Annotated in this window: 23 protein-coding genes and 2 pseudogenes; 11 read left to right on the top strand and 14 right to left on the bottom strand. The window is 75.9% G+C overall.

Annotated elements, in window-relative coordinates; translation table 11 throughout:
* The first annotated feature begins 193 nt into the window (after positions 1-193).
* Positions 194-568: a transglycosylase SLT domain-containing protein gene (locus ACIA8Q_RS22480; protein ID WP_360211448.1), complete on the top strand. Its 375-nt coding sequence runs from the start codon at positions 194-196 to the stop codon at positions 566-568.
* Positions 569-751: 183 nt separating this feature from the next.
* On the opposite strand, the gene ACIA8Q_RS22475 is transcribed toward ACIA8Q_RS22480, so the two are convergent.
* Entirely contained in the window at positions 752-1,210 is a 459-nt protein-coding gene (locus tag ACIA8Q_RS22475) for an HD domain-containing protein (RefSeq protein ID WP_360211450.1), read from the bottom strand.
* Positions 1,211-1,362: 152 nt separating this feature from the next.
* Here ACIA8Q_RS22475 and ACIA8Q_RS22470 point away from each other — a divergent pair, with 152 nt between their 5' ends.
* Both ACIA8Q_RS22470 and ACIA8Q_RS22465 read left to right on the top strand, forming a co-directional pair.
* On the top strand, positions 1,363-2,289 hold the full coding sequence (locus tag ACIA8Q_RS22470; protein ID WP_360211452.1) for an AEC family transporter: 927 nt from the start codon (positions 1,363-1,365) through the stop codon (positions 2,287-2,289).
* A 203-nt stretch (positions 2,290-2,492) separates the two neighbouring features.
* On the top strand, positions 2,493-2,840 hold the full coding sequence (locus ACIA8Q_RS22465) for a hypothetical protein (protein ID WP_360211454.1): 348 nt from the start codon (positions 2,493-2,495) through the stop codon (positions 2,838-2,840).
* 28 nt (positions 2,841-2,868) lie between these two features.
* On the opposite strand, the gene ACIA8Q_RS22460 is transcribed toward ACIA8Q_RS22465, so the two are convergent.
* A complete protein-coding gene (locus ACIA8Q_RS22460; RefSeq protein ID WP_387903902.1) occupies positions 2,869-3,324 on the bottom strand; it encodes a MarR family winged helix-turn-helix transcriptional regulator in 456 nt (151 codons plus the stop codon).
* Between the two features lie 118 nt (positions 3,325-3,442).
* On the opposite strand from ACIA8Q_RS22460, the gene ACIA8Q_RS22455 reads away from it, so the two are divergent.
* A complete protein-coding gene (locus ACIA8Q_RS22455; protein ID WP_396317593.1) occupies positions 3,443-4,363 on the top strand; it encodes an alpha/beta fold hydrolase in 921 nt (306 codons plus the stop codon).
* A 214-nt stretch (positions 4,364-4,577) separates the two neighbouring features.
* On the opposite strand, the gene ACIA8Q_RS22450 is transcribed toward ACIA8Q_RS22455, so the two are convergent.
* Positions 4,578-5,012, bottom strand: coding sequence for a hypothetical protein (locus ACIA8Q_RS22450; protein WP_396317592.1), 435 nt, complete (start codon positions 5,010-5,012; stop codon positions 4,578-4,580).
* Positions 5,013-5,166: 154 nt separating this feature from the next.
* The gene (locus ACIA8Q_RS22445; RefSeq protein ID WP_360211460.1) at positions 5,167-5,430 is read right to left on the bottom strand and encodes a dsRBD fold-containing protein; all 264 of its coding nucleotides are present in this window, start codon (positions 5,428-5,430) and stop codon (positions 5,167-5,169) included.
* 265 nt (positions 5,431-5,695) lie between these two features.
* On the opposite strand from ACIA8Q_RS22445, the pseudogene ACIA8Q_RS22440 reads away from it, so the two are divergent.
* Both ACIA8Q_RS22440 and ACIA8Q_RS22435 read left to right on the top strand, forming a co-directional pair.
* A pseudogene (locus ACIA8Q_RS22440) lies at positions 5,696-6,556 on the top strand (DMT family transporter); the annotation flags it as partial.
* A 265-nt stretch (positions 6,557-6,821) separates the two neighbouring features.
* A pseudogene (locus ACIA8Q_RS22435) lies at positions 6,822-7,484 on the top strand (DUF6629 family protein); the annotation flags it as partial.
* Positions 7,485-7,665: 181 nt separating this feature from the next.
* Here ACIA8Q_RS22435 and ACIA8Q_RS22430 read toward each other — a convergent pair.
* The 3 genes from ACIA8Q_RS22430 to ACIA8Q_RS22420 form a co-directional block, all read right to left on the bottom strand.
* Positions 7,666-9,084, bottom strand: a complete 1,419-nt coding sequence (locus ACIA8Q_RS22430) for an MFS transporter (RefSeq protein WP_360211462.1) — start codon at positions 9,082-9,084, stop codon at positions 7,666-7,668.
* Positions 9,081-9,698, bottom strand: coding sequence for a helix-turn-helix domain-containing protein (locus ACIA8Q_RS22425; protein ID WP_360211464.1), 618 nt, complete (start codon positions 9,696-9,698; stop codon positions 9,081-9,083). The genes ACIA8Q_RS22430 and ACIA8Q_RS22425 overlap by 4 nt, the downstream gene beginning before the upstream one ends.
* A gap of 141 nt (positions 9,699-9,839) precedes the next feature.
* Complete coding sequence (locus ACIA8Q_RS22420; protein WP_360211466.1) at positions 9,840-10,526, bottom strand: ATP-binding protein; 687 nt, start codon at positions 10,524-10,526, stop codon at positions 9,840-9,842.
* Between the two features lie 358 nt (positions 10,527-10,884).
* On the opposite strand from ACIA8Q_RS22420, the gene polX reads away from it, so the two are divergent.
* Positions 10,885-12,612: a DNA polymerase/3'-5' exonuclease PolX gene (polX, locus tag ACIA8Q_RS22415; protein WP_360211468.1), complete on the top strand. Its 1,728-nt coding sequence runs from the start codon at positions 10,885-10,887 to the stop codon at positions 12,610-12,612.
* 79 nt (positions 12,613-12,691) lie between these two features.
* Here polX and ACIA8Q_RS22410 read toward each other — a convergent pair whose 3' ends face one another.
* Complete coding sequence (locus ACIA8Q_RS22410) at positions 12,692-13,561, bottom strand: PfkB family carbohydrate kinase (RefSeq protein WP_360211470.1); 870 nt, start codon at positions 13,559-13,561, stop codon at positions 12,692-12,694.
* A gap of 11 nt (positions 13,562-13,572) precedes the next feature.
* Positions 13,573-14,538 (bottom strand): pseudouridine-5'-phosphate glycosidase, encoded by a 966-nt coding sequence (locus tag ACIA8Q_RS22405; RefSeq protein WP_387903885.1) that lies wholly within the window; start codon positions 14,536-14,538, stop codon positions 13,573-13,575.
* A gap of 144 nt (positions 14,539-14,682) precedes the next feature.
* On the opposite strand from ACIA8Q_RS22405, the gene ACIA8Q_RS22400 reads away from it, so the two are divergent.
* From ACIA8Q_RS22400 to ACIA8Q_RS22385, 4 genes are all read left to right on the top strand, one after another.
* Positions 14,683-15,585: a LysR family transcriptional regulator gene (locus ACIA8Q_RS22400; protein WP_387903883.1), complete on the top strand. Its 903-nt coding sequence runs from the start codon at positions 14,683-14,685 to the stop codon at positions 15,583-15,585.
* 221 nt (positions 15,586-15,806) lie between these two features.
* Positions 15,807-17,471 carry a peptide-N4-asparagine amidase gene (locus ACIA8Q_RS22395; RefSeq protein ID WP_396317591.1) on the top strand — a complete coding sequence of 555 codons (1,665 nt, stop codon included), beginning with the start codon at positions 15,807-15,809 and terminating at the stop codon, positions 17,469-17,471.
* Positions 17,472-18,076: 605 nt separating this feature from the next.
* On the top strand, positions 18,077-18,631 hold the full coding sequence (locus ACIA8Q_RS22390; protein ID WP_360211478.1) for a hypothetical protein: 555 nt from the start codon (positions 18,077-18,079) through the stop codon (positions 18,629-18,631).
* Between the two features lie 167 nt (positions 18,632-18,798).
* A complete protein-coding gene (locus ACIA8Q_RS22385; RefSeq protein ID WP_396317590.1) occupies positions 18,799-19,572 on the top strand; it encodes a (2Fe-2S)-binding protein in 774 nt (257 codons plus the stop codon).
* Between the two features lie 124 nt (positions 19,573-19,696).
* Here ACIA8Q_RS22385 and ACIA8Q_RS22380 read toward each other — a convergent pair whose 3' ends face one another.
* The 5 genes from ACIA8Q_RS22380 to ACIA8Q_RS22360 all read right to left on the bottom strand — a co-directional run bounded on the left by ACIA8Q_RS22380 (position 19,697) and on the right by ACIA8Q_RS22360 (position 26,382).
* Positions 19,697-20,749 (bottom strand): hypothetical protein, encoded by a 1,053-nt coding sequence (locus tag ACIA8Q_RS22380; RefSeq protein WP_360211482.1) that lies wholly within the window; start codon positions 20,747-20,749, stop codon positions 19,697-19,699.
* Between the two features lie 201 nt (positions 20,750-20,950).
* Entirely contained in the window at positions 20,951-22,531 is a 1,581-nt protein-coding gene (locus tag ACIA8Q_RS22375; RefSeq protein ID WP_396317589.1) for an alpha-amylase family glycosyl hydrolase, read from the bottom strand.
* Between the two features lie 250 nt (positions 22,532-22,781).
* On the bottom strand, positions 22,782-23,429 hold the full coding sequence (locus ACIA8Q_RS22370) for a bifunctional 4-hydroxy-2-oxoglutarate aldolase/2-dehydro-3-deoxy-phosphogluconate aldolase (protein ID WP_360211486.1): 648 nt from the start codon (positions 23,427-23,429) through the stop codon (positions 22,782-22,784).
* On the bottom strand, positions 23,426-25,051 hold the full coding sequence (locus tag ACIA8Q_RS22365; RefSeq protein WP_360211488.1) for a D-aminoacylase: 1,626 nt from the start codon (positions 25,049-25,051) through the stop codon (positions 23,426-23,428). Before ACIA8Q_RS22365 ends, ACIA8Q_RS22370 begins: the two co-directional genes overlap by 4 nt.
* Positions 25,051-26,382, bottom strand: coding sequence for an alanine racemase (locus tag ACIA8Q_RS22360; RefSeq protein WP_387903867.1), 1,332 nt, complete (start codon positions 26,380-26,382; stop codon positions 25,051-25,053). The genes ACIA8Q_RS22365 and ACIA8Q_RS22360 overlap by 1 nt, the downstream gene beginning before the upstream one ends.
* Positions 26,383-26,486: the final 104 nt, after the last annotated feature.

The raw sequence follows: 26,486 nt of genomic DNA, 5'->3' as shown, positions 1-26,486 counted from the left end.
CGGCGGGCGATCCGGTCTGGCAACAATTGCTCCGTCGCCAGCCGCACCGGCTCCTGTCCCGCCGGTCAGCGGCTTATCGCCGAGTCACGCCCCGCGACCGATACGGCCCCTGTCCGGCCACGGTCCGAGACGGGGTGTGACCCGGCCCAACCTGATTGAGGTCTAGTTCTTCATGCCCGCTTTCAAGCTCCGTATGCGTACGTCCGCCGCAATTCTTGCCGGCGCCGCCGGTCTGACCGCCCTGGGTGCCGGCGTCCTGCCCGCCACCGCGAACGCCGCCACCGCCTCCCCGCAGGCCCTGGCCGCGCAGATCGTCCCGGCCAACCAGCTGGCCTCGTTCAGCCAGATCATCTCCCACGAGTCCGGCTGGAACGTGAAGGCGACCAACGCGAGCTCCGGCGCGTACGGCCTGGCGCAGGCCCTGCCGGGTTCCAAGATGGCCTCGGCCGGCGCCGACTGGAAGACCAACCCGGCCACCCAGATCAAGTGGGCGCTGGACTACATGAACTCCCGCTACGGCAGCCCGAACGCCGCCTGGGCGTTCTGGCAGAACCACCACTGGTACTAAGCCGACAGGATCGGCTCACCGACCACCACCCGTTTCCTGGCCACCTTCCCCCTCACCCCGGGGGTCGGACAGGGACCACCGGGGTGACCCGAGAGGGCCCGGGCCCGCGCGATCCGCGTGGCCCGGGCCCTCCCGCGGTTGACGGGGTACCGCACCCTCCCGCGGTGGAAGGGGCGCGGCCCGTCAGAGCTCGCCGGTGAGCCCGAGCAGTTCCCGCATCCGCGCGTACTTGGCGGCCAGCCGCTCGGCGGTCGCGGTGTCCAGCGCGGCGAGCCGGGCCGGGTCCGAGTTGTGCGCCAGATCGGCCCGCTTGACCAGCAGCGCCCCCGGTGTGGCCAGGATGCGCGCGGTGTACTCCTCGAGCGGCTCGTCGTCACCGCGGGTCAGCGCCTCCACGATCACCTTGGTGGCCGCGGGCAACGCGGCCCCGGCGAGCCACTCACGGCTCAGCCGGTCGTCCTCGACGGTGTCGTGCAACCAGCCCGCCGCGATCTGTTCCTCGGTGCCGCCGCGTGCGGCCGTCCCCCGGGCGACCGCCGCGATGTGCTCGCCGTACGGGTGGCCGTTCTTGTCGACCTGCCCCTCGTGCGCGCGCCGCGCGATCTTCTCCACCTCGGCCAGGCTCAGGTATTCGGGCTCCATCGCCTCATCGTAGGTCCCGGCCGGCCCGCCCGCCGGGGCCGGCGGCCCGGGCCCGGGCCCCTGCCCGGCCGGTTCGCACGCACTGGTTTACTGCCGCGGGGCGGGCGACCCCCTCCCCGTCCGGCAGACCCGTCCGAGCGATCCGAGGAACCATGCCCGCCCTTCATCCCCTGCTGTCCGGCTTCGCCCCGATCTGGGCACTGACCGGGATCGGCTACCTGGTCGGCCGGAGCGGGCTGCTCGGGCCGCACGCGGAGGCGGTGCTCAGCCGGTTCGTGTTCCACGTCGCGATGCCGGCCGCACTCTTCCTGATGATCTCCCGCACCCCGCTGGACCGTTTCGCCAACCCCTCGATGCTGGCCTTCGCCGCCGGCACCGCCGTCGCGACCGGACTCGGACTGCTGGCGGCACGGCTGCTGTTCCACCGCAAGGCGGGCGAGGCGGCGATCGGCGCGATGGCCGCCGGGTACGTCAACTCGGCCAATCTCGGCATCCCGGTGGCCGTTCAGGTGCTCGGCGACGCCTCCTTCGTCGCGCCCGTCGTGCTGTTCCAGATCCTCTTCGTCACGCCCGCCGTCCTGGCCGTGCTCGACGGCGGCGCCGCCGGCCGCCGCGCGCTGCTCACCCTCCCGGTGCGCAACCCGATCCTGCTGGCCACCGCCCTCGGCGCCGTCGCCTCCGCCACGGGGCTGCACCTGCCCGCCGAGCTGAATCGTTCCTGCGAGCTGCTCGGCGGCGCCGGCGTGCCGACGGCCTTGGTCGCCCTCGGCATCTCGCTGCACAACCGCCCACCCGCCGCGGGCCGTTCGGGCCGCGCGGAGGTCGGGCTGAGCGTCGCGGTCAAGACGCTGGCACAGCCGCTGGTCGCGTTCGCGGTGGCAGGGCCGCTGCTCCACCTGCCCGCCCACCAACTGCTCACCGTGGTGCTGTTCTCCGCCCTGCCCACCGCGCAGAACGTCTACGTCTACGCCCGCGAGTACGGGCAGGCCACCGGGCTGGCCCGGGACGCGGTGCTCTGGTCGACGCTGGCGTCGATGGCCACCCTGTCGGTGATCAGCTGGTCCCTCGGTCCGGCCTGAGGACCGCCACCCGTCCGGTGGACCGGAGTTGACGGGCACGCAGGGACGCTGCCGGCCGGCACGGACGTGGCGGGTGACGCAGAAGCGGCGGGTGACGCGAAAGTGGCCGGAACCCGTCCGCTGCGCGACGGTCTTCCCTCATGCACCGGACAAAACCGCGGAACCCCGGTCGGCGCCGCGCTCCCGGTGGAATGCTGGCGCCCATGAGCCAACCGGACACCCGCGAAGCCGAGTTCCACCACTGCGCCTCCGTCGTCACCGTGCCGCAGGTCGACGTGGACCACTACAACACCGTCCCGCGCGGCGCCTTCCTGATCGAGCCGCGACTGCGCTGCGACCTCGCCGGCGGCCACAACGGCATCCACTCCGCGCTCGTCCAGGGCGTCGGCTTCGACCTGCACTGGGCCTCCTGGCCCGAGTACCTGGTCGAGGTCGCCCCGCGCTGCCCGGCCGTCGGACCGTTCGAGGGGCCGGAGCCGCCCCGCGATCCCAACATCTGCCTGCTGCGCCAGGACCACCCCGGACCGCACTACGGCTGGGACTGGTTCTGACGGTCCCCGCGGTCCCCGCGTTCCCCGCTCACTCCCGGCTGGCGGCGGCCACCACCTCGGTCATGACCTCCAGGAAGCGTCGGGCCGTCGCCAGCTCCGCCGGGTCGAACCGCCCCATCGCCCCGACCAGATCACCGATCAGCCCGCCGAAGAACTCCTCCCCCAGGCGCACCGCCCGCTCCTCGACCACCAGTCTGACCTTCCGCCGGTCCTCGGGGTCCCGCTCGCGGCGGATCAGGCCGAGCCGCTCCAGCCGGTCCACCAGGCCGGTGGTCCCCGCCGAGTTCAGCCGCAGCGCCTCCCCGAGCCGCCCCGGGGTCACCACCCGGCCGGCCCGAGCCGCGTCCAGCAGGTGGACGAGCGCGCGCAGATCGGTCGGATGAAGGCCGTTGCGGGACGCGAACTCGGCCCCGAACAGGTCGAGTTCGACTGTCAGACCGCGCAGCAGGTGGACCAGTCGCATCGGTTCCTCGGCCTCGGACACCCTCTCGTCCCTCCTCGGGCACGTGTGTGCCGGTATTCTCTCGCTCAGCGAGATACTTGTGCAACGAGTGATCAGCAGCAGACCCATCCTGCCCGCATCCTGCCCGCGGAGGCTCGCCTTGTCCGCATCCAGCGCCCGTTCCGCCCGCACCGGCCGTCGTTCGACCCGCACCTCACCCCCCGACCGCACGGCACCCTTCCTGGCCGCCTACGACGCCCTGCTGGACCGCTGGCCCGTCCCGGTCGAGCCGCTCACCGTCCGCACCGGGCACGGGACCACCCGGATCAACGCCTGCGGCCCCGCCGACGGACGCCCGCTCGTCCTGCTGCACGGCGGCGGCGCCACCTCCACCCTGTGGTCCGCCAACGCCGGCTCCTGGGCCGCCGCGGGGCACCGCGTCCTCGCCGTCGACCTCATCGGCGACCCGGGGCGCAGCGTCCACGACGGGCCCGCCCTCGCCGGCCTCCCCGGACTGCTCGGCTGGCTGGACGCCGTCCTCGACGGCCTCGGCGTCCCGCGGGCGGACCTCTGCGGCCACTCCTACGGCGCCTGGATCGCCCTCCAGTACGCACTGCACGCACCCGACCGCGTCGACCGGCTCGCACTCCTCGACCCCACCCAGTGCTTCGCCGGCTTCCGCCCCGGCTACCTGCTGCACGCCCTGCCCCTGTTCCTGCCCGGTCGCAGCGCCGACCGCGCCCGCCGCTTCCTCGACTGGGAGACCGGCGGCGCCCGGCTCGACCCCACCTGGCGCGAGGTGTACGCCCTCGGCCACTCCGACTTCCCCGCCTCCCGCGTCGTCACCGGCCCCCGCCCCACCCCGGACCGGCTGCGCACCCTCGCCGCCCCGACCCTCACCCTCCTCGCCGAGCACAGCCGGGTGCACGACGCCCACCGGGTCGCCGAGGCCGCCCGCCGCGCGCTGCCCGGCTCCACGGTGGACGTCCTCCCCGACGCCTCCCACCACGACCTGCCGATGGCCGCGGCCCCCGAGGTCAACCGACGGCTGACCGCGTTCCTCGCCACGCCACCGGCCTGACCGGACACCCGGGCCCCGAACCGCCACCCTGTGCACCCCGGCTCCCGATCGGCACACCCCGGGGCCGCCGCGCTCCTCAGGTGTCAGCGGTCACGGCGGCCCGGCTCCGGCGGAAGCTCCGGGAAGCCGCTGGTCCGGGCGTCCGGTCCTGAGGACTCAGGAGGAGGACACCGCCGACCACCGACGCGTACCGACTCATCGTGTCCCTCGGCACTCAGGAGGTGCGGCCGAAGGCGGCCTCCAGCACCGTCGGGAGTTCGGCCTCCGGGACGGTGGCGCGCAGCTCCGCGAGGACTCCCGGCAGGTCCTCGTCGAGGATCCAGCCCCGGTGCTCCTCGCGCAACCGGTGGACGACCGCGACGAGTTCGGGCCGCAGACCCATCCAGCCGCGGGACTCCCGGACCTGCTGGTCCACCTGGTCCATGAACCAGCGCATCACCTCGTACGGCACGTCCCAGAAGGACTCCGACGGCCGGCCCCGGGTGGCGAAGGACACCGACGGCTGCTGCGCCGGATCCTCGTCGGGGACCACCGCCAGCACCAGGGCGCCGGCGTCGTCGACGCGGTGCAGCTCCAGGTGCCAGGCGTCCTCGGAGACGGAGTACAGCGCCGTGCTCACGAACCGGTCGTCGGGGGACGGGAGGGTCATGCCGGCATGCTGTCACGGGGGCCGGAGGGCCGACGAGTGGGTTTCCGCCGCCGACCGGCCACCCCCCGGCCACCGGCCGACCGCCGACCGGGCGGCGCGGCCGCACCCCCGTACGGGCCGCGGCGCCGGCCGACCGGCCGGCTGCCGAGAGGCGTCAGTAGATCAGGTAGCCCGGGCGGTGCCCCTCGTCGTCGATCTCCCCGGTGGCCTGGGCCCGCAGCTTGCGGGACAGCGCCTCCAGGGCGCGGGAGGCGGCGACCTCCTCGCCGATCCTGGCGAGCGGACGGTCGTCCGCACTCTTCACGGACTCGCCGTGGGCGCTCAGGCCCGGCGCCCGGGCGCCCGTCAGCCTGGCGTCGCACGCCGTGTGCACACCGTCTTCCTCGAAGCTCAGCTCCACGTCCCACTGGTTGTGCATCCCACACCTCCTGGCGGCGGCCCCCTCCACGCCTGTCGGGACCGGCACGGACGGTGAGCCGTGGCGGCCGCTCACACCAGCGTGCGCCCGTCCCGCCCGTGGCGGCAAGCGCGGCGGCGGACGGCCCGACGGGCACCGCCGACCGTCCGCCGACCGGGCCCCGCCGCCGCCCCGGCGGTACGCTGACGGAAGCGCGCCGCGACCGCCGACCGGCCCCGGAACCCCACCGGCGCGGCGCCGGCAGCGACAACCGGGTGGTCCCTTCGTGGCGGTCTTCCTCCTCGCTCTCAGCGCCGCCTGCTGCCTGGGCCTCGGCTTCGTCCTCCAGCAGCACGCGGCGCAGCGGGCGCCCCGTGCCGACCTGCTGCACTGGCGGCTGCTGCTGGACCTGATGCGGATGCCCGAGTGGCTGCTCGGCACGGGCTTCATGGTCAGCGGCCTGATCCTGTCCGCGCTCGCCCTCAACCAGGGCGAGGTGTCCCTGGTCGAGCCGCTGCTCGCGACCAACCTGCTGTTCGCCATGGCGCTCTCCCGGGTGCTGACCCGTCAGAGCCTCGGCCGCTCGGGCTGGGCCGGGGTGCTGCTGCTCGGCCTGGGGGTGACGGCCTTCATCGTGGCGGGCAGACCGACCGGCGGCGGGGCTCCGGCCGGGGAGCTGCGGCACTGGCTGGTGGTCGGCACGGTCGTCGGGCTGACCCTGCTGCTGGTCTCGCTGGCCCGGCGGCTGCCGCTGTTCGAGGAGGCGACCCTGTTGGCGCTGGCCGCCGGGCTGCTCTACGGCCTCCAGGACGCGCTCACCCGCACCACCACGCAGCGCCTCGACCACGACGGGCTGGACGCGGTGCTGCGCAGCTGGCAGCCGTACGCGGTGGTGGCGGCGGGCGTGGTGGGGCTGCTGCTGGTGCAGAGCGCCTTCGAGGCCGCACCGCTGCGGATGTCCCTGCCCGCGCTGACCGCCGCCCAGCCGATCGCGGGCATCGCCTGCGCGGTCGGCTTCCTCGGCGACCGGTTGCGGGTGACGCCGGGCGCGCTGGCGTGGGAGGCGGCCGGGCTGGTGGCCATCGTCATCGGGGTGATCGTGATCGGACGCCACCCCGCGATGCCGGGGAGCGCCCGCGAGACGCCGGGAGCCGTCCCCGCCGCACCGGAGGGCGCCGGGCCGTCCGCCGCGAGCGGACCGGACGGACCCGGCGCACCGGACGCACCGGGCGAGGGCTGCTCCGACGGTACGCCGTACCGCAAGGCCCCGGACGGGAACAGTGCCCGGGACGGGAACAGGACCCGGGACGGGAACAGGACCCGGGACGGGAACGGGAAGCAGGACGGAACCGGGGACCAGGACCCCGGCGGTGGCGGCAGCAGCGGGAAAGCCGGCTAGGCGGGCCGGGCCGATGTGCTGGAGCGCCCGGGCGGACGCCGTGGCCGGTGGGGTGATCGCCGGTGTCGGGGTGCTCTGCCTGATCCGTGCCCGGCGGGCCGGCCGGCCGCGGCGGCTCCTCCTGGCCTCGCTGCCCCTCGTCCTGGGGACGCACCAGCTGATCGAGGCGCTGGTCTGGCTCGATGCGGACGGCGGGCTGCCCGAGGGCGTCGGCGGTGCGGCGCGCACGGCCTGGGCGGTGATCGCGCTGCCGCTGCTGCCCGTGCTCGTACCCGTCGGTGTGTGGTGCGCGGCCACCGAACCGGACCACTCCGCCGGTCCGGCCCGCCGCGGCCGACCGGGGCCCGTCCTGGCCGTGCTCACCGTGCTCGGCGCGGCCGTCGCCGTGCCGCTCGCGGTGGCCGTCGCGGCCCACCCGGTGACGGCCGCCGAGCACGGCCACACCCTCGGCTACGGCATCGGCGTCCCGCACCCCGCCCTCCTGCTCTCCGGCTACCTGCTGGCCACCATCGGCCCCCTCCTCGCCTCCGGCGACCGCCTGCTGCGCCGCCTCGGCCTGCTCACCGGCGCGGGCGCCGTGCTCTGTGCCCTGCTCTGGCGCCTCGCCTTCGTCTCCACCTGGTGCGCGCTGGCCGCAGTCGTGAGCCTCCTGCTCCTGCAGTGGTCGGGCCGCACCGCCGCGGACGACCGCGAGCGGCTCCCCCCGGGCCACCGCCCCGCGCTGACCGCCCCCGCCGCCCCTCCGGCGGGCTACGGCCGCTGCACCCCCGCCCGGCTGCCCGGAGCTCCGCCGACACGGCCCCACGGAGGCGCGCCCGGCGCCGCACGGCCGACCGGAGCCCGGGGCCGGCCGCGGCTCAGTGGACCGGCACCGTCTCCCGTTCGGCCCGGCCGGCCGGGACCTCCGCGTCACAGCCGCGGTCCCGGTCGCGGTCTCGGCGGCCGTCCATCTCGCGCCACTCCGGGCGGAGGCCCGCGAGGTTGGTGGTGGCGAAGTACAGCAGACCGCCGGCGACCAGGGTGGGTATCAGGCCGACCAGGGCGACCGCCGCGCCGGCGAGGAGACCGCCGAGGGGGATCCCGGCCCAGGCGAGGGAGTCGCCCAGGGCGTGGACGCGGCCGAGCAGGTGGCGCGGCACCCGCTCGAAGAGGACGGCGCCGAGGATCGGGTTGAGGAACCCGGAGCCGAACCCGCCGACCGCGAAGACCGTGAGCACCACCCACATCGGTGCACCGGCGGCGAGCACCAGGAAGCGCGGCGCCCCGGCCAGCAGGAACCCGGCGAAGAAGACGGCCCGGCGGGGCAGCCGGTGGGCGACGGCCGCGGCGATCAGGCTGCCGGCCACGGCGGCGATGCCCATCGCGCTGGCGGTCAGGCCGATCGCGGCCGGGCCGTTCCCGGACTCCCGCGCCCAGACCGGCACCAGGACCGTCATGAACCCGGCGTCGAGCAGATTGGTGATGCCGACCATCACGATCACGGTGAGCAGCAGCGGCTCGGAGCGCAGGAAGGCGAGGCCCTCCCGGAACATCCGCCAGTAGCCGGGCCGTTCGGCCTCCTCCGCCACGGGAACACCCCCGGAAGCACCCTCGGCAGCGCCCCCGTCCGGGCTCCCCGCCGGGCTCCCGGACGCGGCGGCCGGGACCGCCGCCCGGCCCATGCCGCGGGGCAGCGCGAGAGCGATGACGAGGGAGCCGAGGGCGAAGGTGGCCGCGTTGACCGCGAGCCCCGCCATCGGGCCCGTCAGCGCGACCAGCCCGCCGCCGACCGCCGGCCCGACCGTGGAGGCCAGCCGTTCGGTGACCCCGGACAGCCCGGTGGCCCGCTCCAGCGGCACGCGGGCGGCGTCGGCGGCCTCCGGGACCATGACCGACTTGGCGAGGTCCCCCGGGCCCCGCATCGCGCCGATCACCGCGACCACCGCCAGCAGGAGCCAGAACGGCAGCAGCCCCTGCGCGTGCAGCAGCGGGACCAGGCCGGCGGCGACCGCACTCACCGCGTCCGTCGTCCAGGACACCACGCGCGGGCCGAGGCGGTCGACCAGCGGCCCGGTCAGGGCCTTGACCAGGACGTAGGGCGTCATCTCCGCGAAGGCGACCAGGCCCGTCATGGTGGCACTGCCGGTGGTGGCGAGGACGAACCAGGGCAGGGCGATCGCGGAGATCCGGGTGCCGGTCAGGGAGACGGCGGTGGCGGCGAGCACCCCGGCCAGCGGGCGGAGGCTGCGCGCGGACGGCGCGGCGGTGGCCGCCCCGGTGGTCGCGGCGGCGGTCATCGGGGCTCCTCCGCCGCGGGCTCGGCCTGCGGCTCGGGCAGCACGTGCAGGACCACGGCCACCGGCTCGGCGCCCTCCGGCGCCGGACCGGCGGTGTCGACCCGGCGGTACCGGCCGATCACGGTGGAGAGTTCGGCGGAGAGCTGCTCGGCCTCGTCCGGGGTGATCAGCAGCACGAGGTCGCTCAGGTCGACCGTCCTGCGCCAGTCGCGCGGCATCGTCTCGAAGGCGTCCAGCGCGCGCTGGCCGAGCAGGGTGTGGGCGGCCAGGACGGACCGCAGGAAGCCGACGGCCGTGTCGGGCTCCTCGTCGGCCAGCTCGTCGCCCGTCCAGACGGTGAGCGGGTGCGAGGACCGCCACCAGCGCTCGCGGGCGTTGCCGCGCTCCGGATCCTCCTCGACGAATCCCGCGGCGGCGAGCTGGCGCAGGTGGTAGCTGGTGGCCCCGGAGTTCAGGCCCAGCTGTTCGGCCAGCCTGGTCGCGGTGGACGGCCCGTGCTTGCGCAGCAGCCCGACCAGCTGCATCCGCACGGGGTGGGCCATCGCCCGCATGCCCCTGGCGGTGAGGACGGCGTGCGGGTCGTCGCTGTGCTTCCAGCCGCTTTCATCGGTCATGGCAGGAGCGTACGACCACAAAGGACTCTTTGCAAAGGGTTTTTTGCGAAGGCCTCTTTGCGGTTCGCTCCCCGGCGGCCGGCTTCCGCGCAGTCAGGTTCCCGGCGGCCGGCTTCCCCGCGGGCGCGGCGTTCCCCCGGCTCAGTCGTGCGCCACCGCCAGCAACAGCACCACCGTCAGCCCGCCGCCGGGCGTCGGCTCGACCGCGACCCGCCCGCCCGCCGCCAGCACCAGGCTGTGCACCGTGGGCCCGACCGGCCCGTCCGGGCGCACGCCCGCGAGCAGCCACTCCCGCGCCTCGGGCAGCGCGTCCGTCCCCCGGTCGGACACCCGTATCTCCACCCGCCCGCGCGGGCGGGCCGCCGCGCCCAGCCCCGCCGCCACCAGCTCGTCCGCCGCCGGCCCCGGCCCGCCCGCCACCTCGGCCCGGACCAGCACCCGCCCGCCCGGCGGGTTGCGCCGGACGGCGTGGTCGACCAGGCCCGCCAGCGCGGCCTCCAGCCGGCGGGCGTCCCCGGCCACCACCGGCAGCCCGGGCGCGACCCGGACCGTCACGGCCGCGGCGCGGCCGCCGCCGCGCACCACCCGGCGCACCACCTCGGCCACCTGGACGTGCCGTGCCCGCGGTTCGCAGCCGCTCTGCCGGCCGGTCCAGCCCAGCCGCTCCAGCTCCGGCCCGGACAGCGCCCGCGGCCCCGCCATCGCCCCCGGGTGGAAGGGCCCCGGGGCCTCGTCCACCGCCCCGCCGCCGGCCCGTCCCGGAACGCCCCGGGCGCCGAGCGCCCGGGCCCCCGACGCGACGTAGCCCCAGAGCTTCCCGCGTGCCATCGCCCTGCCCCTCGTGCTTCTCCGGCGGCCGTCCCCGGTACGGCGGCCCACCGCTGCGGGCCGCTTCCCAGGCCCTCCTGCCAGCCTGCGCCTCCCCCGCCCCGGTGACAATCCGGCTCGGGGGCCGGCGGCCGCGCGCCGCCCCCGCCGAGCGGCCGGTCGGGCACCCGCCGACCGGCGGGGCGGCCCGTCGGAACGGGCCCGACCGGCCCCGGGACCCTCCGGACCGCACCCGGCGGCCCGGTGGAGGTCTCGTGGAGGAGTACCGGAGGACCCGCGCAGGAGGGCCCGGCGGCGGGCGGCGGCGGCCCGGACCGCGCCCCGGGCCGGGTCCCGGGGCAGGACCTAGACTGACCCCATGCCCCGGCTCAACGACCAGGTGCGGGAGCTGCTCCAGGAGTACGCCGACCTGATCAACATCACCGGTGGGGACGCCTTCCGGGCCCGCGCCTACGAGAAGGCCGCCCGCGCGGTCGGCGGCCACCCCGAGGACCTCGCCGGCCTGGACGCCAAGGGCCTGCAGCGCATCCCCGGGGTCGGCAGGTCCACCGCCGAGAAGGTCGCCGAGTACCTGTCCACCGGGAGCATCACCGCCCTGGACGAGCTGCGCGCCGAGATCCCGCCCGGCGTGCGGGAGATGATGGCGGTGCCCGGCGTCGGCCCCAAGCGGGCCCTCGCCCTCCACCGCGACCTCGGCCTCGCCTCCGTCGACGACCTGGCCGAGGCGGTCCGCGCCGACCGGCTGTCCGACGTGGCCGGGTTCGGCGAGCGCAGCGGCGAGAAGATCCTGCACGGCATCGAGGTGATGCGGCAGTCCGGCGGACGCAGCCTGCTCGACGCGGCCACCGAGCTCGCCGAACAGCTCGTCGCCGTGCTCTCCGCCGTCCCCGGCTGCACCCGCTGTGCGTACGCGGGTTCGCTGCGCCGGATGCGCGAGACGGTCGGCGACATCGACGTGCTGGCGACCGCCGCCGACTCCGCGCCGCTGATGGCCGCGCTGACCGGACTCCCGTACGTGGCCGAGGTGATCGGCAGCGGGCCGACCAAGACCTCGGTGCGCACCACCGGGGGCGTGCAGGTGGACCTGCGGGTCGTCCCCGAGGAGGACTGGGGCGCGGCGCTCCTCTACTTCACCGGCTCGAAGGCGCACAACGTCAGACTCCGCACGATGGCCGTCCGGGCCGGGCTGAAGCTCTCCGAGTACGGGCTGTTCGAGGTCGACGGCGGGGCCAAGGTGGTCTCGGCGACCGAGGAGGAGGTGTACGCGGCGCTCGGCCTGCCCTGGATCGCGCCGCCGCTGCGCGAGGACCGGGGCGAGATCGAGGCCGCCCTGCGCGGCGAACTCCCGGACCTCGTACAGGAGTCGGACCTGCGCGGCGACCTGCACACGCACACCGACCTGACCGACGGACTGGCCACGCTGGAGGAGATGGTCGACACCGCCGCCGCCCGCGGCTACTCGTACTACGCCGTCACCGACCACGCCCCGGACCTGGTGATGCAGCGGATGACCGACGAGAAGATGCTCGCGCAGCGCGAACGGCTGCGCGCCCTCGCCGGCCGCCACCGCCGGCTGCGCCTGCTGCACGGCACCGAGCTGAACATCGGCCCGGACGGCGGGGTGGACTGGCCGGCCGACTTCCTGGCCGGTTTCGACGTCTGCGTGGCCTCCGTCCACTCGCACTTCACGGCCGGCCGCGACGCCCAGACCCGTCGGCTGATCCGTGCCTGCGAGAACCCGTACGTGCACGTCATCGGCCACCTCACCACCCGGCGGATCGGCCGGCGCGGGCCGATCGACGTCGACCTGGACGCGGTGTTCGCGGCCGCCGCTCGCACCGGCACCGCGATCGAGGTCAACAGCTCCCCGCAGCGCCTCGACCTGCGCGACGAGGACGTGCTGCGGGCGAAGCGGCACGGCGTCCGATTCTCGATCGACAGCGACGCCCACGCCACCGGCCAGCTCGCCTACCCGCGCTTCGGCGTGGGCACGGCGCAGCGCGGCGGGCTCACCGCCGAGGACGTGATCAACACCTGGCCGTGGCAGCGGCTGAAGCGCTTCCTCCGCAAGGACGCGCTGCGCTGAGCCGCACCACCCCGCGCCGCGACGGCCGCCCCGCCACGAACGACCCCGGCCCGTCCCTCCCCGACCCACCCCGCCCCGCTCACCCCCCGGCGAACGAGGCCCCCGGCGAGGCGAGCACCCGGGCCGCCGTGCGGTGCCCGAGCGCGGCCGCCCCGGAGAGGTCGCCGGTCTCCAGGAACCCGGCGAGGAACCCGGCGGCGAAGGCGTCCCCCGCGCCGGTGAGGTCGCGCACCTCGCTCACCGGTGGCACCGGTACGGTGCGCAGCTCCTCCCCCGGCGCGTCGACGGTGGTCGGCTCGGCGCCCGCCTTGGTGACCACCGTGGTGGCCGGCAGGCCGGCCCGCTCCGGCCCCGGCAGCCCGCCCGCCAGCAGTCCGAGGAACTCGGACTCGGAGCGGTTGGCGAACACGAAGGTCGGTGCCAGCCCGGCCAGCAGGGCGAGGAAGCGCTCCCGCCCGTACCGCTCCAGCATCCCGGTGGAGGAGGCGTCGACGGAGGTGGTGCCGCCGGCCCTGCGGACCCGGGCGAGCGCGTCCACCGCCGTGCGGCCGACCGGATCGCCGTCGAAGGAGTAGGCGGGCACGTGGAGGTGGGTCAGGCCGGCCAGCCACGCGTCGGGCACCCGTTCCAGCAGCGTGGCCGCGCCGCGGTCGGGCAGCATGGTCCGCTCGCCGTCCGGGTCGATCAGGACCACGACGCTGCCGGTCCGGCCGCGCCGCTGTACCCTCACGTCCACGCCGTGGCCGGCCAGTTCGGCCACCACGGCGTCGCCGACCGGGTCGTCGCCGACGCAGCCGAGGAACCGGGCCGGACACCGCCCGGCGGCGAAGCCCGCCACGTTGGCCGCGCTGCCGCCGCGGCGCCGGAACACCCGGGCCGGCGAGTCGGTGCCGTGGCGCAGCGGCCCGTCGACCCAGACGACGACGTCCTCGACGAGGTCGCCGAGCACCCCGAGCACGGTCAGGCCCCGGTCTTCGCGGCCGCCGCGAGGGCGGTGGCGATCTCGCCGCCGAGCCGGACGTTGCCCCGGTAGACCTCGACGTTGACCTCCAGGCTGCGGCCCCCGGTGTCGCGCTGGATGTGGTCGAGCAGGAACGGCGTGGCGGCGTTCCCGGTGATGCCCCGGCGTTCGGCCTCGGCCCGGGCGCGGGCCAGGATGCCGTCCAGCTCGTCCGGCGGCAGCTGCTTGGCCGGGTCGACGGGGTTGGCGATCAGGACGGCCTGCGGCAACCCGAGGGCGTCCCGGGCGTCGATGACCCGCGCGGCCTCCTCGGGCGAGTCGACGCGGTAGGCGATCTCGTGGCCGGAGTCGGTGACGTAGAAGCCGGGGTACCGGCGGGTCCGGTACCCGATGACCGGGACGTTGTAGGTCTCGAAGCGCTCCAGGGTGGCCCGGATGTCGAGGATGGACTTCACGCCCGCGCTGATCACGGTGACGGGCGTGGCGGCCAGGGTGGTCAGGTCGGCCGACTCGTCGAAGCTCTCGGACGCGCCGAAGTGCACGCCGCCCAGGCCGCCGGTGGAGAACACCCGGATGCCGGCGCGGTGGGCGAGGAAGGCGGTGGCGGCGACGGTGGTCCCGCCGTGCCGGCCGAACGCGGCGACCACGGGCAGGTCGCGCAGGCTCACCTTGTCCAGGCCGTCGGTCGCGGCGAGCTCGGTGATCTGCTCGGTGGTCAGGCCGACGGTGGGCACCCCTTGGTGCACGCCGATGGTGGCCGGCACGACGCCCGCGTCGCGCAGCTGCGCCTCGGCCGCCAGCGCGACGGCCAGGTTGCGGGGCCGCGGCAGGCCGTGCGTGAAGATCGTCGACTCGAGGGCGACGACGGGCCGGCCGTCGGCCACGGCCCGGGCGACCTCGTCCGCCACGTGGACGGCCCGCGGGGGGCCGCCGGCCTCGGGAGTGCTGATGGGCAGTCCGGTCATGATGCGGTCCTCCTGTGAGGTGCCACCGGGACGGGGCGACGTGCCGTTCAGCGTATGGACCGTCCGCATCGGAATCCAGAATGAGTCCCGGGGCTTCCGATAGCCTCCCGGCTATCGGTCACGGGCGCGAACTAGTCTTCGGGCATGGGTCTCACCTTGCGTCAGCTCGAGGTCTTCCTCGCCGTCGCCGACACGCTGCACTTCGGCCGGGCCGCGGAACGGCTGCACATCTCGCAGCCGACGGTCAGCCAGGAGGTGGCCCGGCTCGAGCGGGCCGTCGGCGTCGAGCTGTTCGACCGCAGCCGCCGGTCGGTCGCGCTCACCGGGGCCGGCGCGGTGATGGCCGCGGAGAGCGGCCGGCTGCTCGGGCAGGCGGAGGCGCTGCTGGCCCGGGTGCGGCTGCACGAGGAGTCCCGGCTGCGGACGGCCCGGATCGTGGCCTCGCCGAGCGTGGTGAACCGGCTGCTCCCCGCCGTCGTCAGCCGGGCCGAGCTGGAACTGCCCGCCCTCACCACCGCCGAACTCGCCGTCGACACCGGGCAGGTCTCCGCCACCCTGGCCGCCGAACTGGCCGACATCGGCCTCGGCCGGTTCCTCGACGAGGCGCCCGGCTACCGTCTGGAGCGGCTCGCCGACGAGCCGGTGCGGGTCGCCCTCGGCCGGGACCATCCGCTGGCCGGCCGGGCCGCCCTGCACCTCGCCGAACTGGGCGACCTGCCGCTGCTGTCGTGGCCGCGCGAGCAGCACCCGCGCTACCACGACCACGTCCTCGGCCTCTGCGCGGAGCGCGGCGTCGACCCGCCGGTGCTGGTCAGCCCGCCACGGATCGTCGGGTCCCGGCTGTACCTGCTCGCCCGCAACCGCGCGTTCTCGCTGGTGCCCGGTTCGATGACCGGACACCTCACCGGGGACGTGACCACCGTCCGGCTGGAGGGCCGGGCCACCCTGCCGCTGGAGATGCAGTGGCGGGCGGACGACCGGCGCCCGCTGCTGGGCGCCCTGCGCGACCTGTTCCGGCAGGAGGCCGCGGCCCTGGCGGCGGACTGAGCCCCCGGAGCGGCGGAGGGCGGCACGGGCCGGCACCCGCCCCCCGACCACCGGCCCAGTGACCACCGCCCACCGCCCACCGCCCACCGCCCACCGACTCATTGACCACCGGCCGCCGCCCCGGACCCATTGACGCTGCCATGCCAGCACCGGAAGGATGCCCGGATCACCCACCCGGCCCGCGGCGACGCCCGCCGGCCGCCCGACCCCGGGGATCCGCCTTGGCCGTCCGCCCCCTGCTCCGCCGCGCCGCCGGCTTACTCGGCGCCGCCGTCCTGACGCTCGCCGGCACCCTCACCGCCGCCGGCCCCGCCCGCGCCGACTTCGGCACCGACTACCACGACCCCGTCACCGCCACGCAGCCGCTGACCCGCCCCGACACCCGTTCCTGCACCGTCGAGGTGATGCACGACCAGCCGTTCCGCAACGGCTACGGCAACCCGCCCGACACCCCGTACACCGCCACCCTGACCCCGCCCGCCGACTGCGCCGGCCCCTGGTCGGCCGTGGTCATGGACCTCCACGGGCAGGTCGCCGGGCGGCAGTTCGACCGGATCTTCAGCGTCCGCGTCGGCGGCGTCCAGGTGCTGCTCTCCTCCACCCCCGAACCGTCCAAGGACGGCATCGAGTGGAGCCTCGAACACGACGTCACCCGCTACGCCCCGCTGTTCACCGCGGGCCCGCAGCCCTTCTCCTTCGACCTCGCCAACGTCACCGACGCCACCTACACCGGCGTCTTCACGATCAGCGCGAGCCTCACCTTCTACACCGCCGACCGCCACCGGCCGGCCGCCCGCACCGCCGACCGGCTGCTCACCACCGGCCCGTTCGCGCTCACCCAGGCCGCCCCCACCGCCGGCCGCGACCTCACCTTCCCGCAGAACCTGGAGCGCCTCACCGCCGAGGTCTACACCCGCGGGGGCGGCGCCTGCGAGGAGTTCGCCTACGCCTCCGCCCCGGACGCCTTCGTCAGCGCCAACCCGGGCCTCGGCGCCTGCGGCAAGGGCCCGTTCCGCGAGCTGCGGCTGACCGTCGACGGGCGCACGGCCGGCGCCGTCTGGCCCTACCCGGTGATCTACACCGGCGGCTGGGACCCGCTGCTCTGGCGGCCCGTGCCCGGCGTCTTCGCCTTCGACCTGCCCGCCTACCGGCTCGACCTCACCCCCTACGTCGGCCTGCTCGTCGACGGCCGCCCGCACACCGTCGGCATCGGCGTGAACGCCGCCGAGGCGCAGAGCAACGACGTCTGGACCGGCCAGGTCAACCTGTTCGCCGACGTCGACCACGGCGCCGCCCGCACCACCGGACAGCTCACCGACCACCGGGTCGCCGCCGAGGCCACCGTCGGCACCGACCTCACCGACCACGGCGGCGGCAGCGGCGACTGGACCGTCACGGCAGGCCGCCACGACCTCGCCCGCGGCTGGGTCCAGACCTCCCACGGCCGGATCACCACCGAGGTCCGCGACGACCTCGTCTTCCGCTCCGCCCAGCAGCTGCGCGACGGCGGGAACGACATCACCCTGCACAACGGCACCGACCTCACCCGCACCACCACCAGCTGGGGCGGCGGCCCGCGCCGCACCACCACCGTGCACGAGGGCGAACCGCTGGACGTCGGCTACCGGACCACCCACGACGCCGCCGGCAACACCGACCAGCGGACCACCATGGACCTCGGCTACCACCGCGAGGCCACCACGGCCACCGGCGGGCACGTCACCGAGCACTCCACCGTCGACCACACCCTGCGGCCCACCGCCCACCGCCACGACGGGGACGCCACCGTCCGCACCGGGACCAGCACGGAGGACTACCGCAGCACCGGGCCCGGAGGGCCGTACCACCGCACCCTCGGCTTCGTCGACGGGTGGCCCGCGCCGTAGGACGCGCCCGACGGGCGCCCGGGAACGCTCGATCCGCCCGAGTTGCGAAAAACGCCCGATTCCAGGCCGTCGACCCCTGGTGCACCCGGCGTGGGAGGCGCATGATGGGAGTGGACCTGCGAGGTAGCTGAAGGAGTTCGACCGCAGGAGGCAGTGGCGACAGATCGAGACGGATCAGGGTCTGCCGCTGGCACTACCTCGGTCGACGATCGAACTGCCGGCCGGAGGGCGTGACGCCCGGAGGCCACCCCCACCTCGCAGGTTCCACGCGTCCACGGGGCACCCCCTCGGCCCCGTGGACGCCCTGCGTCCGGGCCGTCCGACACCGGGGCGGGGCGGGGCGGGACGAGGGAATCCGCGACACCGTCCGCGCGTTCACGCCGATCCGCCGCGCCCGCCGCGCCCCCGTGCCCCCCGTGTCCGCCGTGTCCGTGACCAGGCCGGACGGCGGGACGGCGGCTCTCCCGGGGGAGGCCGCGCTCCTCCTCGCGGTGGAGCCCGAGGCCGCCGACTCCCCTCCCCGGCGGGAGGTGCGGCCGCACCCCTTGCGACGAGAGTGGTGGCACCGAAACCGGTCCCCATCCGTCGAGAAGGACGAACCCGCCATGAACCGTCGCCCCGCCGTCACCGCGGCCGCCCTCTGCCTGCTGGCGACCGTCGCCGCCGCCGTTCCCGCCGCCGCGGACCCGACCGGTGCCGCCCCGGCCGGCCGGGGCGCCGCCGGGACGGCCCGGCTGCACGGCACCGGCGGAACCGTCCTCACCGCCGCGTTCGGCGACTTCGCGGGCGACCCGGTCCGCTTCGAACTGGACGCCCGGGCCGACGTCAACACCGACCCCCGGACCACCCGCGGGCACTTCCACGTCCGCCATGTGCACACCGACGGCCGGCTGGTGGCGGACTTCGAGGGGGACGTCACCTGCCTGGGCGTCGGCGGCCGGGAGGCCATCGCCACCGGCGTGATCACCAAGGGCGAGGCGCCGTGGTTCCCGGGCCTCACGCTGGTCGGCCAGAAGGTCGCCGTCTCGGTCGAGGACGACGGGCCCCGCGGGGACCGGCTCGGCTGGGTCTGGGGCGCCTTCGGCCTGCCGGTCGCGGACTGCCAGGGCACGGTACCTTTCATCCGCACCACCGGTGGCGACTTCACCGTGCGCGGCTGAGCCACCCCCGCCGGGGCCTCCCGTCGCCGCGCGGCGCCACCGCCCGCCCGAGCGCCCCGGAGGACCACCCGATGCCCGTCGACCGCCCGATCGAGCCCCGCACCGGGCGCCGCCCCCGGGCCCACCGACCCGGGCGCGGGGGTCACCGACCTCACAGGGGAAGGCCGGTGACCCCCGCACCCGACCGCCCGCCCGTCGACTACGGCCGGCTCGCCGCCGTCGGACCGTACTTCGCGCTCGACACCCCCACCGCACCCGACCAGGGCCCGCCGCCGGGCTTCCGCCCGCTGGCCGACCTGTTCGGCACCGGCCCGGACGCTCCGCTGGCCGGGCGGATCCGGGTGGTGGCGCAGCGGCTGGGCACCGCCGAACCACGGGTCGCGGCGTCGATCCTGCACCTCGGGCTGGCCGCCCGGTTCTGGTCGGTGGGGCTCGGGTCGGCCGTGCTGCTGGGGACGGTCCCGACGCTGGAGCGGGCCTGGACGCGGATCCCGGACCAGGGGCCGATCGACCTCTGGACGCCGCCGGAGCCCGCACCCGCGACGCCCCCGCCAGTCGGCACGCCCAGCACGCCCAGCACGCCGGACAGCCTCGCCGACCGGCTGCACCGGACCGTCCTGACGGACCGGCTGGAGCCGCTGGCCGCGGCGGTCCGGGCCGCCGTGCCGCTGTCCGCGGGGCTGTTGCTGGGCAACGCGGCGTCCGCACTGGCCGGCACCCTGCGGGTCCTGGACGCGCACGCCCCGGGCCGGGCCCGGGCGCTGGTCGCCGAACTGCTCGCCCGTCCGCCGCTGGCCGGGACGGGCACGCTGCGCACCGGGCCGCACGGCGCCGCCTTCCGTCGTTCGAGCTGCTGCCTGTACTACCGGGTGGGGCCGGGCGCCGGGGTCTGCGGCGACTGCTGCTTCACCCGGCCACCCGCACCGGCCCGGCGCGGCTGAGGCCCACCGGGCCCGGACGGCTCGCCCACGGCCCCGCGTCCGGCCTGTCCGGGGCCGGGCGCGGGGCCTTCGATCCCACCCGGCGCCGGTGCCCGCGGCCCGGGTGGAGCCTCTCGGCGGGCGGTCAGACCGCGACCGCCTCCGCCAGTTCCTCCTCGCTCTCGGCCGCCGTCCCGACCGGACGGCGCCCGCGCCGCTCGGACCACCCGGCGGCCGCCAGCACGGCCCCGCCCAGCACCAGCCAGACCGCCAGCGTCAGGACGTGCCCGCCGAGGCCCGCACCCCCGTCGAAGTAGAGGATGTCGCGGGCGCCCTCCAGGAAGCCGGCGCCGGTCCAGAACCCGTGCAGCGCACCGAAGAAGGCGTTCTGCAGCTCGGGCCGGTAGATGCCGCCGGAGGTGGTGAAGTTCAGCATCACGAACAGCACCATCAGGGCCAGCGTGGTCCACTTCTTCAGGAAGGTGTGCAGGCCGACGCCGATGGTCACCACGCCCGCCGAGTAGAGCCAGCCGAGCGCCCAGACCGCAGCCCGGTCGTGGTCGACCACGTGGAAGACCGGGCCCGCCGTGACGATCCCGATCACGCTCACCACCAGGGACACCGCGAGGCCGGTCAGCGCCCGGGTCCGCAGGTTCAGGCCGGCGCCGGCGGCGCCGATCGCCGCGACGCTGGCGTAGGAGCCGATGCTCAGCGCGACCAGCAGGAAGAACAGGCCCTGGCCGGTCGGGTCGCCCTCGGCCGGCGTGGTGAGGTCGGTGACGTGCAGCGGGACGCCCTGCCGGTCGGTGACCGTGCTGAACACGGCGGTGGCGGCGACCACCGAGGTCTCCGAGTTCCCCTTGGCGACGACCAGTTCGGGGCGGTGCGCGTCCGGGACGAAGGCGCCGACCAGGGTGCGGTCGCGCAGCTGCTGCTCGGCGGCGGCCCGGTCGGGCAGGGTACGGACGTCGAGGGCGTCGCCGGCCTCGGCCCGGACGGCCCGGGCCAGACCCTGCGCCTGCGCGTCGGTGCCGACCACGGCGACCGCGAGGTGGCGCGGCTCGGGCTGGTGGAAGGCGCCCTGGTAGGCGAGGGCCATCCCGAGGCACATCAGCAGCGGGGTGATCAGGTGCGTGGCGAGGTGCTTGAGCGCGTGCCCCGGGGTGGGCGGCGCGGCAGGGGTCTGGGGTGTGCTCATGGCGTGCTGGCCGCCCTCCGGTGGGGTCGATGCAGGACTCGCGGATGGCGGACACCACCAAATCAGGTGGTAAATGCAACCATCTACGGATGTAGCTTACAACTATCCGACGTCGACCGGAAGCCAGGCCACCCCCGCCACCCGGCTACCCCGCCACCCGGCCGGCCACCGGCCCACCGGCCGCACCCGCCGGCCGCGGCGTCAGCCCAGGTCGAACACCCCGTACGAGAACCCGTCCGCCCGCAGCTCCCCGTCCACCACCCGCACGCCCTGCACGTCCAGCGGCCGCGCCGGACCGTCCGCGAGCCGCACCGACCCCGGCTCCCGGCGCGGGTTGACCGCCACCAGGTACCGACCGGACCGGACGTACACCAGCGGGTACCCGGCGTGCCGGACCTCCACCCCGCCGGACGCGCCCAGGCCAGGGTGCGCCCGGCGCAGCGCGATCAACCGCCGGACGGTGTGCAGCAGCGAGGTCGGGTCGGCCCGCTGGGAGAGCACGTCCGGCCGCCGCGGGTCCGGGTCGACGGGCAGGTAGAGGCGCTCGGGCGGCGCGCTGGAGAAGCCCGCCGCCGGTCCGGGCCGCCACTGCATCGGCGTGCGCGAGCCGGCCCGGTTGTACCGCGGGCCGAGCACGCTGCCCTCCACGTCGGGCAGCCCGGGCAGGTAGCGCATGCCGATCTCGTCGCCGTAGTAGACGGCCGGCAGGGTGGGCCAGGTGAGCAGGAACGCGAAGGCCGCGGCGAGCTGCTCGGCGGTGCGCGGGCCGGTGGCCAGCCGGGAGAAGTCGTGGTTGGCGGTGGGCAGCGCGATGTAGCCGCCGCCCTCGGTCAGTTCGGCGGCGGAACGCCAGGCGTCCAGGAAGGTCTGCGGGGTGCCGCGCCCCTCGGCCTCGAAGTAGCAGGGGCCCTGCCGCCAGAACTCCTCGACCGTCCCGGCGCCGTTGTTCCACAGCGACCGCAGCGGCAGGCCGTGGTCGGCGCCCCCGAAGTGCAGGAAGAAGTCCGCGTGGAAGCCGGCCGCGACGGCCGCGGCCGGGTCGCCCCACTCGGCGAACAGGGCGGCCTGCGGGTGCGAGCGGTCGAGCCAGTCGCGGACGCCGGTCCACAGCTTGGCGGTCTCCACCAGGCCCGGGTCGTCCTTGACCAGCGAGTAGGCCATGTCCACCCGGAAGCCCGCGATGCCGAGGCCGAGCCAGTGCGCCATGATGCCGCGCAGCGCCGCCCGGTTGGCCCGCGGCCCGTCGGCGTCCACCGACTGGCGCCAGGGCTCGGCGGAACTCGTGCGCGCGTAGCCGAAGTTGAGTGCGGGTTGGCAGTCGAAGAAGTTCGGCCGGTACCAGCCGGTGCGACTGCCGGGCGAGGCGACGAAGCCGTCCACCCGCTGCTCGGACCAGATGTAGCGGTGGTCGGCCGGGTCCTCGGCGGAGGCCAGGAACCAGGGGTGGAGGTCGGAGGTGTGGCCGGCCACCAGGTCGAGCAGGATCCGGATGCCCCGGCGGCGGGCGGCCTCGACCAGCTCCACCAGGTCCTCGGTGCGGCCGTAGCGCGGGGCGGGGGTGAGGTAGTCGGTGACGTCGTAGCCGGCGTCGCGGAACGGCGAGGCGAAACAGGGGTTGAGCCACACGGTGTCGACGCCGAGCCAGGAGAGGTGTTCCAGGTGCTCGGTGATCCCGGCGAAGTCGCCGATGCCGTCGCCGTCGGAGTCGGCGAAGGTCTGCGGGTAGATCTGGTAGAGGACGGCGTCGGCGAGCCAGTCGGGGCCGGGGCGGGTCGAGGTCATGAACTGGGTCCTCCTACCTGGTCCGGGGCCGGGGCCGGATCCGGGGGCCGGGTCCGACGGGCCGGGGCTGGAGCTGGGGCCCACCGATTCTCGTCCAAACCCGGCCGTCCCGACAGCCCGCCGCCCCGACGGCCGGCCGGGCAACCCCTGACCGACGCCCGTCGGCCCGCCGCCGCCCGACCGCACGCCGCCCCGCCGCCTACCCCGCGCCGCCGGCCCGCCGCCTACCCCACGCCGGCCGCCCCGCCGCCTACCGCACGCCGTCGCCCCGGCCGGCGCCCTGCGCGCACGCCTCGGTGAACGCCCGGGCCCGCCGGGTGATCCCCGACCAGTCCCCGGCCTCGACCGCGTCCGGCGGCACCACGTCCGTCCCCGCGCAGACCGCGAGCGCCCCCTGCGCCAGGAAGTCCGCGGCGTTGCCCGCGTTGACCCCGCCGGAGGCGACCAGCCGGACGTCCGGATAGGGCCCGCGCAGGTCCTTGAAGTAGCCGGGGCCGAAGGCCCGGGCCGGGAAGATCTTGACGGCGGCGGCGCCGAGGTCCACGGCCCGGGCGACCTCGGTCGGGGTGAGCGCCCCCATCACCAGGGGCACTCCGGCCTCCTGCGCGGCCCGGGCGACCTCGGGCCGGCAGCCGGGCGTCACCAGGAAGGACGCCCCGGCGTCGACGCCGCGGACGGCCTGCTCGGCCGTCAGCACGGTGCCGACGCCGACCCGGTGGCCGGCCCGGGCGGCCCGCCGCAGGTGGTCCACCACGTCCGTCGTGGTGTAGGTGAACTCGGTCCAGCCGATGCCGCCCTCGGCGAGGGCGGCGCAGAGCGCGGCGGCGTCCGGGATGCGGTGGGCGCGGACCACCGCGATCACCTGGTTTTCCTCGTGCAGGGCGGAGAGGGAGGTCATCTGGCCTGGGTTCCTCGGTCGGTGCGGCGCAGGGCGCGTCCGGGCCTGGCGCCCGTGGTGCGGCCCTGCCGGACGACGGCGGTGCCGTTGACGTACACGTGCTCGACGCCCTCGGCTGGGCGCCGGGGGTGCTCGAAGGTGGCGGCGTCCCGGATCCTCGCCGGGTCGAGGAGCACCAGGTCCGCGTGGTGGCCGGGGGCGATCCGCCCGCGCCGGTGCAGGCCCAGCCGGGCGGCCGGGCGGCCGGTCATCCTGGCGACGGTCTCCTCCAGCGTCAGGACGCCCAGCTCCCGGCCGTAGTGGCCGAGGTAGCGGGGGAAGGTTCCCCAGGCCCGCGGGTGCGGCCGGGCACCGACCAGCAGTCCGTCGCTGCCGACGGTGTGCACCCGGTGGCGCATGATCGCCCGGACGTTCTCCTCGTGCCCGACGTGCTGGAGGATCGTGGTGGCCAGGTCGTCGCGGCGCAGCAGGTCGAGGAAGACCTCGGTGCCGCCGCGCCGCTGCTCGGCGGCGAGTTCGGCGACGGTCCGGCCGACGCTGTCCGCGAGTGCGGGCGAGCGCACGCCGGAGATCTGGATGGTCGCCCAGTCGGTGACGACGCCGTGGCAGCCGTCGCTGCCCTTCTCCTCCACCTCGTACCGGATCCGTTCGCGGACCACCGGGTCGGCGAGCCGGTCCAGGGTCGCCTCCGGGCCGCCCTCGGTGGCCCAACCGGGCAGCAGGGCGGCCAGGGTGGTGGATCCGGGCAGGTACGGGTAGCTGTCCAGGGTGAGGTCGACGCCGTCGGCGAGGGCCTGGTCGACGAGGGCCAGCAGGTCGCCGGCCCGGCCCCGGTTGACGTCGAAGTTCATCGTGGCGTGGGTCAGGTGGAGGCCGCAGCCGGTCCGCCGGGAGATCTCCACCATCTCCGCGTACCCCTCCAACGCGCCCGCACCGTAGGAGCGTTGGTGGGGTGCGTGGAAGCCCCCGTAGGCCGCGACCACCAGGCACAGTTCGACCAGCTCGGCGGTGTCCGCGTAGCTGCCGGGGGTGTAGCTGAGACCGCTGGACATGCCGACCGCGCCGTCGAGCAGCCCCTGCGCCAGGTGCTGGCGCATCCGGTCGAGTTCGGCCGGGGTCGGCGGCCGGTCGGCCCAGCCCATGGCGAGGGCCCTCAGCGTGCCGTGCGGGACGAGGTAGCAGGCGTTGACGGCCGGGCCGGTGCGGTCGAGCCGGTCCAGGTAGTCCGCGACGCCGCGCCAGTCCCAGTCGAGGTCCGCCGGATCGCCGTTCCAGCCGGCGAGCTGGCGGCGCAGCAGCGGCAGGGTGGTGTCGTCCACCGGGGCGTAGGACAGGCCGTCCTGGCCGAGGACCTCGCAGGTGACGCCCTGGGTGACCTTGGCCGGGTGCTCGGGTTCGAGCAGCAGGGCGAGGTCGGAGTGGGCGTGCATGTCGATGAATCCGGGGGCGAGGACGAGCCCGTCGGCGTCCACCACCGCGGGGGCGCCGAGGCCGTGGCCGATCTCGGTGATCAGGCCGTCGGCGATCCGCACGTCCGCCCGGTAGCGGTCGGCCCCGGTGCCGTCGACGACGGTCGCGCCCCGGAACACGACCGCCCCGGGCGCCGGTCTGCCGCCGGCCATCAGAAGAACGTCCTGACCAGGCCGGTGACCTTCGGCTCGGCGGCGTCGGCGGAGTCCAGCACCGGGATCGCCGTCCACCGGTCGAAGGCGGTGCACGGGTGCGAGACGCCGAGCCGCAGCACCGCGCCGACCGGAGCGAGGTCGCCCGCGTCGCGCAGGAAGGCGTGCTGGTCGTTGAGCGCGGTGATCCGGGCCGCCGTCCCGGTCAACCGGGCCCCGCCGCGGACGAGTTGCGGCTCCGGCAGGCCTTCGTCGAAGGGCAGGTCGCGCTTTCCGGCGTCCAGCAGGGCCAGCTGCGGCTCGGGCCGGGAGACCACCCGGGCCCAGCCGTGCAGCGCGCCGCGGAAGGGCGTCGCGCCGGCGCCCCGGACCAGCGGAGAGATACCCCGGTAGAACCCGTCGTCGTGCGCGACGTAGGCGCCGGAGCGCAGCACCACCATGGCGTCCGGCAGTGCCGTCAGCTCCTCGACGACCAGGTCGAAGTAGGCGCTGCCACCCGCCGAGACCACGGGTCGGGCGTCGTCGGGGTAGGCGCGGGCGAGCCGGCCGTGCAGCTCGGCGAGGGCCCGGAGGTAGCCGCGGACGGTGGCCAGCGCGTCGGCGGTCGCGTCGTGGGCGAGGGCGCCCTCGTAGCCGCCGACGCCGGCGAGGCGCAGGGTGGGGGCGCGCAGCACGGCGGCGGCGATCTCGACGGCCGCGTCCACGCCGCGGGCACCGGTCCGCCCGCCGGGGCCGCCGAGTTCGACGAGGACCTCGACCGGCCGGTCGGCCCCGGCGGCGCGCAGGGCCTCGTCCATCAGCCGCACGCTCTCGGTGGAGTCCACCCAGGAGACGAGGGCGAAGGCCGGGTCGGCGGCCTGTTCGGCGGCGAGCCAGGCGAGTCCGGCCGGGTCGATCAGGGTGTTGGCGAGCAGGATCCGCTCGACGCCGAAGGCCCGGGCGACGCGCACCTGCGGCAGGTTGGCGAGGGTGATGCCGTGGCTGCCGGCGGCGAGCTGCGCCTGCCAGAGCGCGGGCGCCATGGTGGTCTTGCCGTGCGGGGTGAGTGCGACCCCGGCCTCGGCGCACCAGCGGGCCATGGTGCGGATGTTGTGGTCGAGCGCGGCGCCGTCCAGGGTGAGCAGCGGGGTGCCGAGCCCGTCGAGGGTCGGTCCGGTGGCCAACCAGTCCCGGACGCTCCGCGCGCCGGCGGCGTCTCCGGGGTACCGGGCGGGGGGAGAGTCCGACGGGGCGGCCTTGAACCGCCAGTCGAGCGTCTCGTCGGCGAGGGCCGCCACCGCGGCGTCGTCGATGCCCGGCCCGGTGCCGGGGCTTGCGAACGTCTGCTCCACCGTCTTCCTCCATCTGCCATGTTGCAACATGTGCAATGAGGGTTGCACATGCTGGCATCACGGTTCTAGCATCGGCGCCGGATCACGGTCAACGGAACGGCCGC

This window comes from Kitasatospora sp. NPDC051705, from assembly GCF_044453265.1.
GTDB lineage: Bacteria > Actinomycetota > Actinomycetes > Streptomycetales > Streptomycetaceae > Kitasatospora.
This window is presented reverse-complemented; position numbering and strand designations above follow the sequence as displayed.

Coding starts and splice junctions, on each gene's coding strand:
- ACIA8Q_RS22450 (WP_396317592.1), bottom strand. CDS start 5,012: ATGACCCTCCCGTCCCCCGACGACCGGTTCGTGAGCACGGCGCTGTAC.
- ACIA8Q_RS22445 (WP_360211460.1), bottom strand. CDS start 5,430: ATGCACAACCAGTGGGACGTGGAGCTGAGCTTCGAGGAAGACGGTGTG.
- ACIA8Q_RS22365 (WP_360211488.1), bottom strand. CDS start 25,051: ATGGCCGGCGGCAGACCGGCGCCCGGGGCGGTCGTGTTCCGGGGCGCG.
- ACIA8Q_RS22420 (WP_360211466.1), bottom strand. CDS start 10,526: ATGGCACGCGGGAAGCTCTGGGGCTACGTCGCGTCGGGGGCCCGGGCG.
- ACIA8Q_RS22375 (WP_396317589.1), bottom strand. CDS start 22,531: ATGACCTCGACCCGCCCCGGCCCCGACTGGCTCGCCGACGCCGTCCTC.
- ACIA8Q_RS22390 (WP_360211478.1), top strand. CDS start 18,077: ATGAACCGTCGCCCCGCCGTCACCGCGGCCGCCCTCTGCCTGCTGGCG.
- ACIA8Q_RS22480 (WP_360211448.1), top strand. CDS start 194: ATGCGTACGTCCGCCGCAATTCTTGCCGGCGCCGCCGGTCTGACCGCC.
- ACIA8Q_RS22370 (WP_360211486.1), bottom strand. CDS start 23,429: ATGACCTCCCTCTCCGCCCTGCACGAGGAAAACCAGGTGATCGCGGTG.
- ACIA8Q_RS22405 (WP_387903885.1), bottom strand. CDS start 14,538: ATGACCGGACTGCCCATCAGCACTCCCGAGGCCGGCGGCCCCCCGCGG.
- ACIA8Q_RS22400 (WP_387903883.1), top strand. CDS start 14,683: ATGGGTCTCACCTTGCGTCAGCTCGAGGTCTTCCTCGCCGTCGCCGAC.
- ACIA8Q_RS22470 (WP_360211452.1), top strand. CDS start 1,363: ATGCCCGCCCTTCATCCCCTGCTGTCCGGCTTCGCCCCGATCTGGGCA.
- ACIA8Q_RS22465 (WP_360211454.1), top strand. CDS start 2,493: ATGAGCCAACCGGACACCCGCGAAGCCGAGTTCCACCACTGCGCCTCC.
- polX (WP_360211468.1), top strand. CDS start 10,885: ATGCCCCGGCTCAACGACCAGGTGCGGGAGCTGCTCCAGGAGTACGCC.
- ACIA8Q_RS22430 (WP_360211462.1), bottom strand. CDS start 9,084: ATGACCGCCGCCGCGACCACCGGGGCGGCCACCGCCGCGCCGTCCGCG.
- ACIA8Q_RS22380 (WP_360211482.1), bottom strand. CDS start 20,749: ATGAGCACACCCCAGACCCCTGCCGCGCCGCCCACCCCGGGGCACGCG.
- ACIA8Q_RS22475 (WP_360211450.1), bottom strand. CDS start 1,210: ATGGAGCCCGAATACCTGAGCCTGGCCGAGGTGGAGAAGATCGCGCGG.
- ACIA8Q_RS22425 (WP_360211464.1), bottom strand. CDS start 9,698: ATGACCGATGAAAGCGGCTGGAAGCACAGCGACGACCCGCACGCCGTC.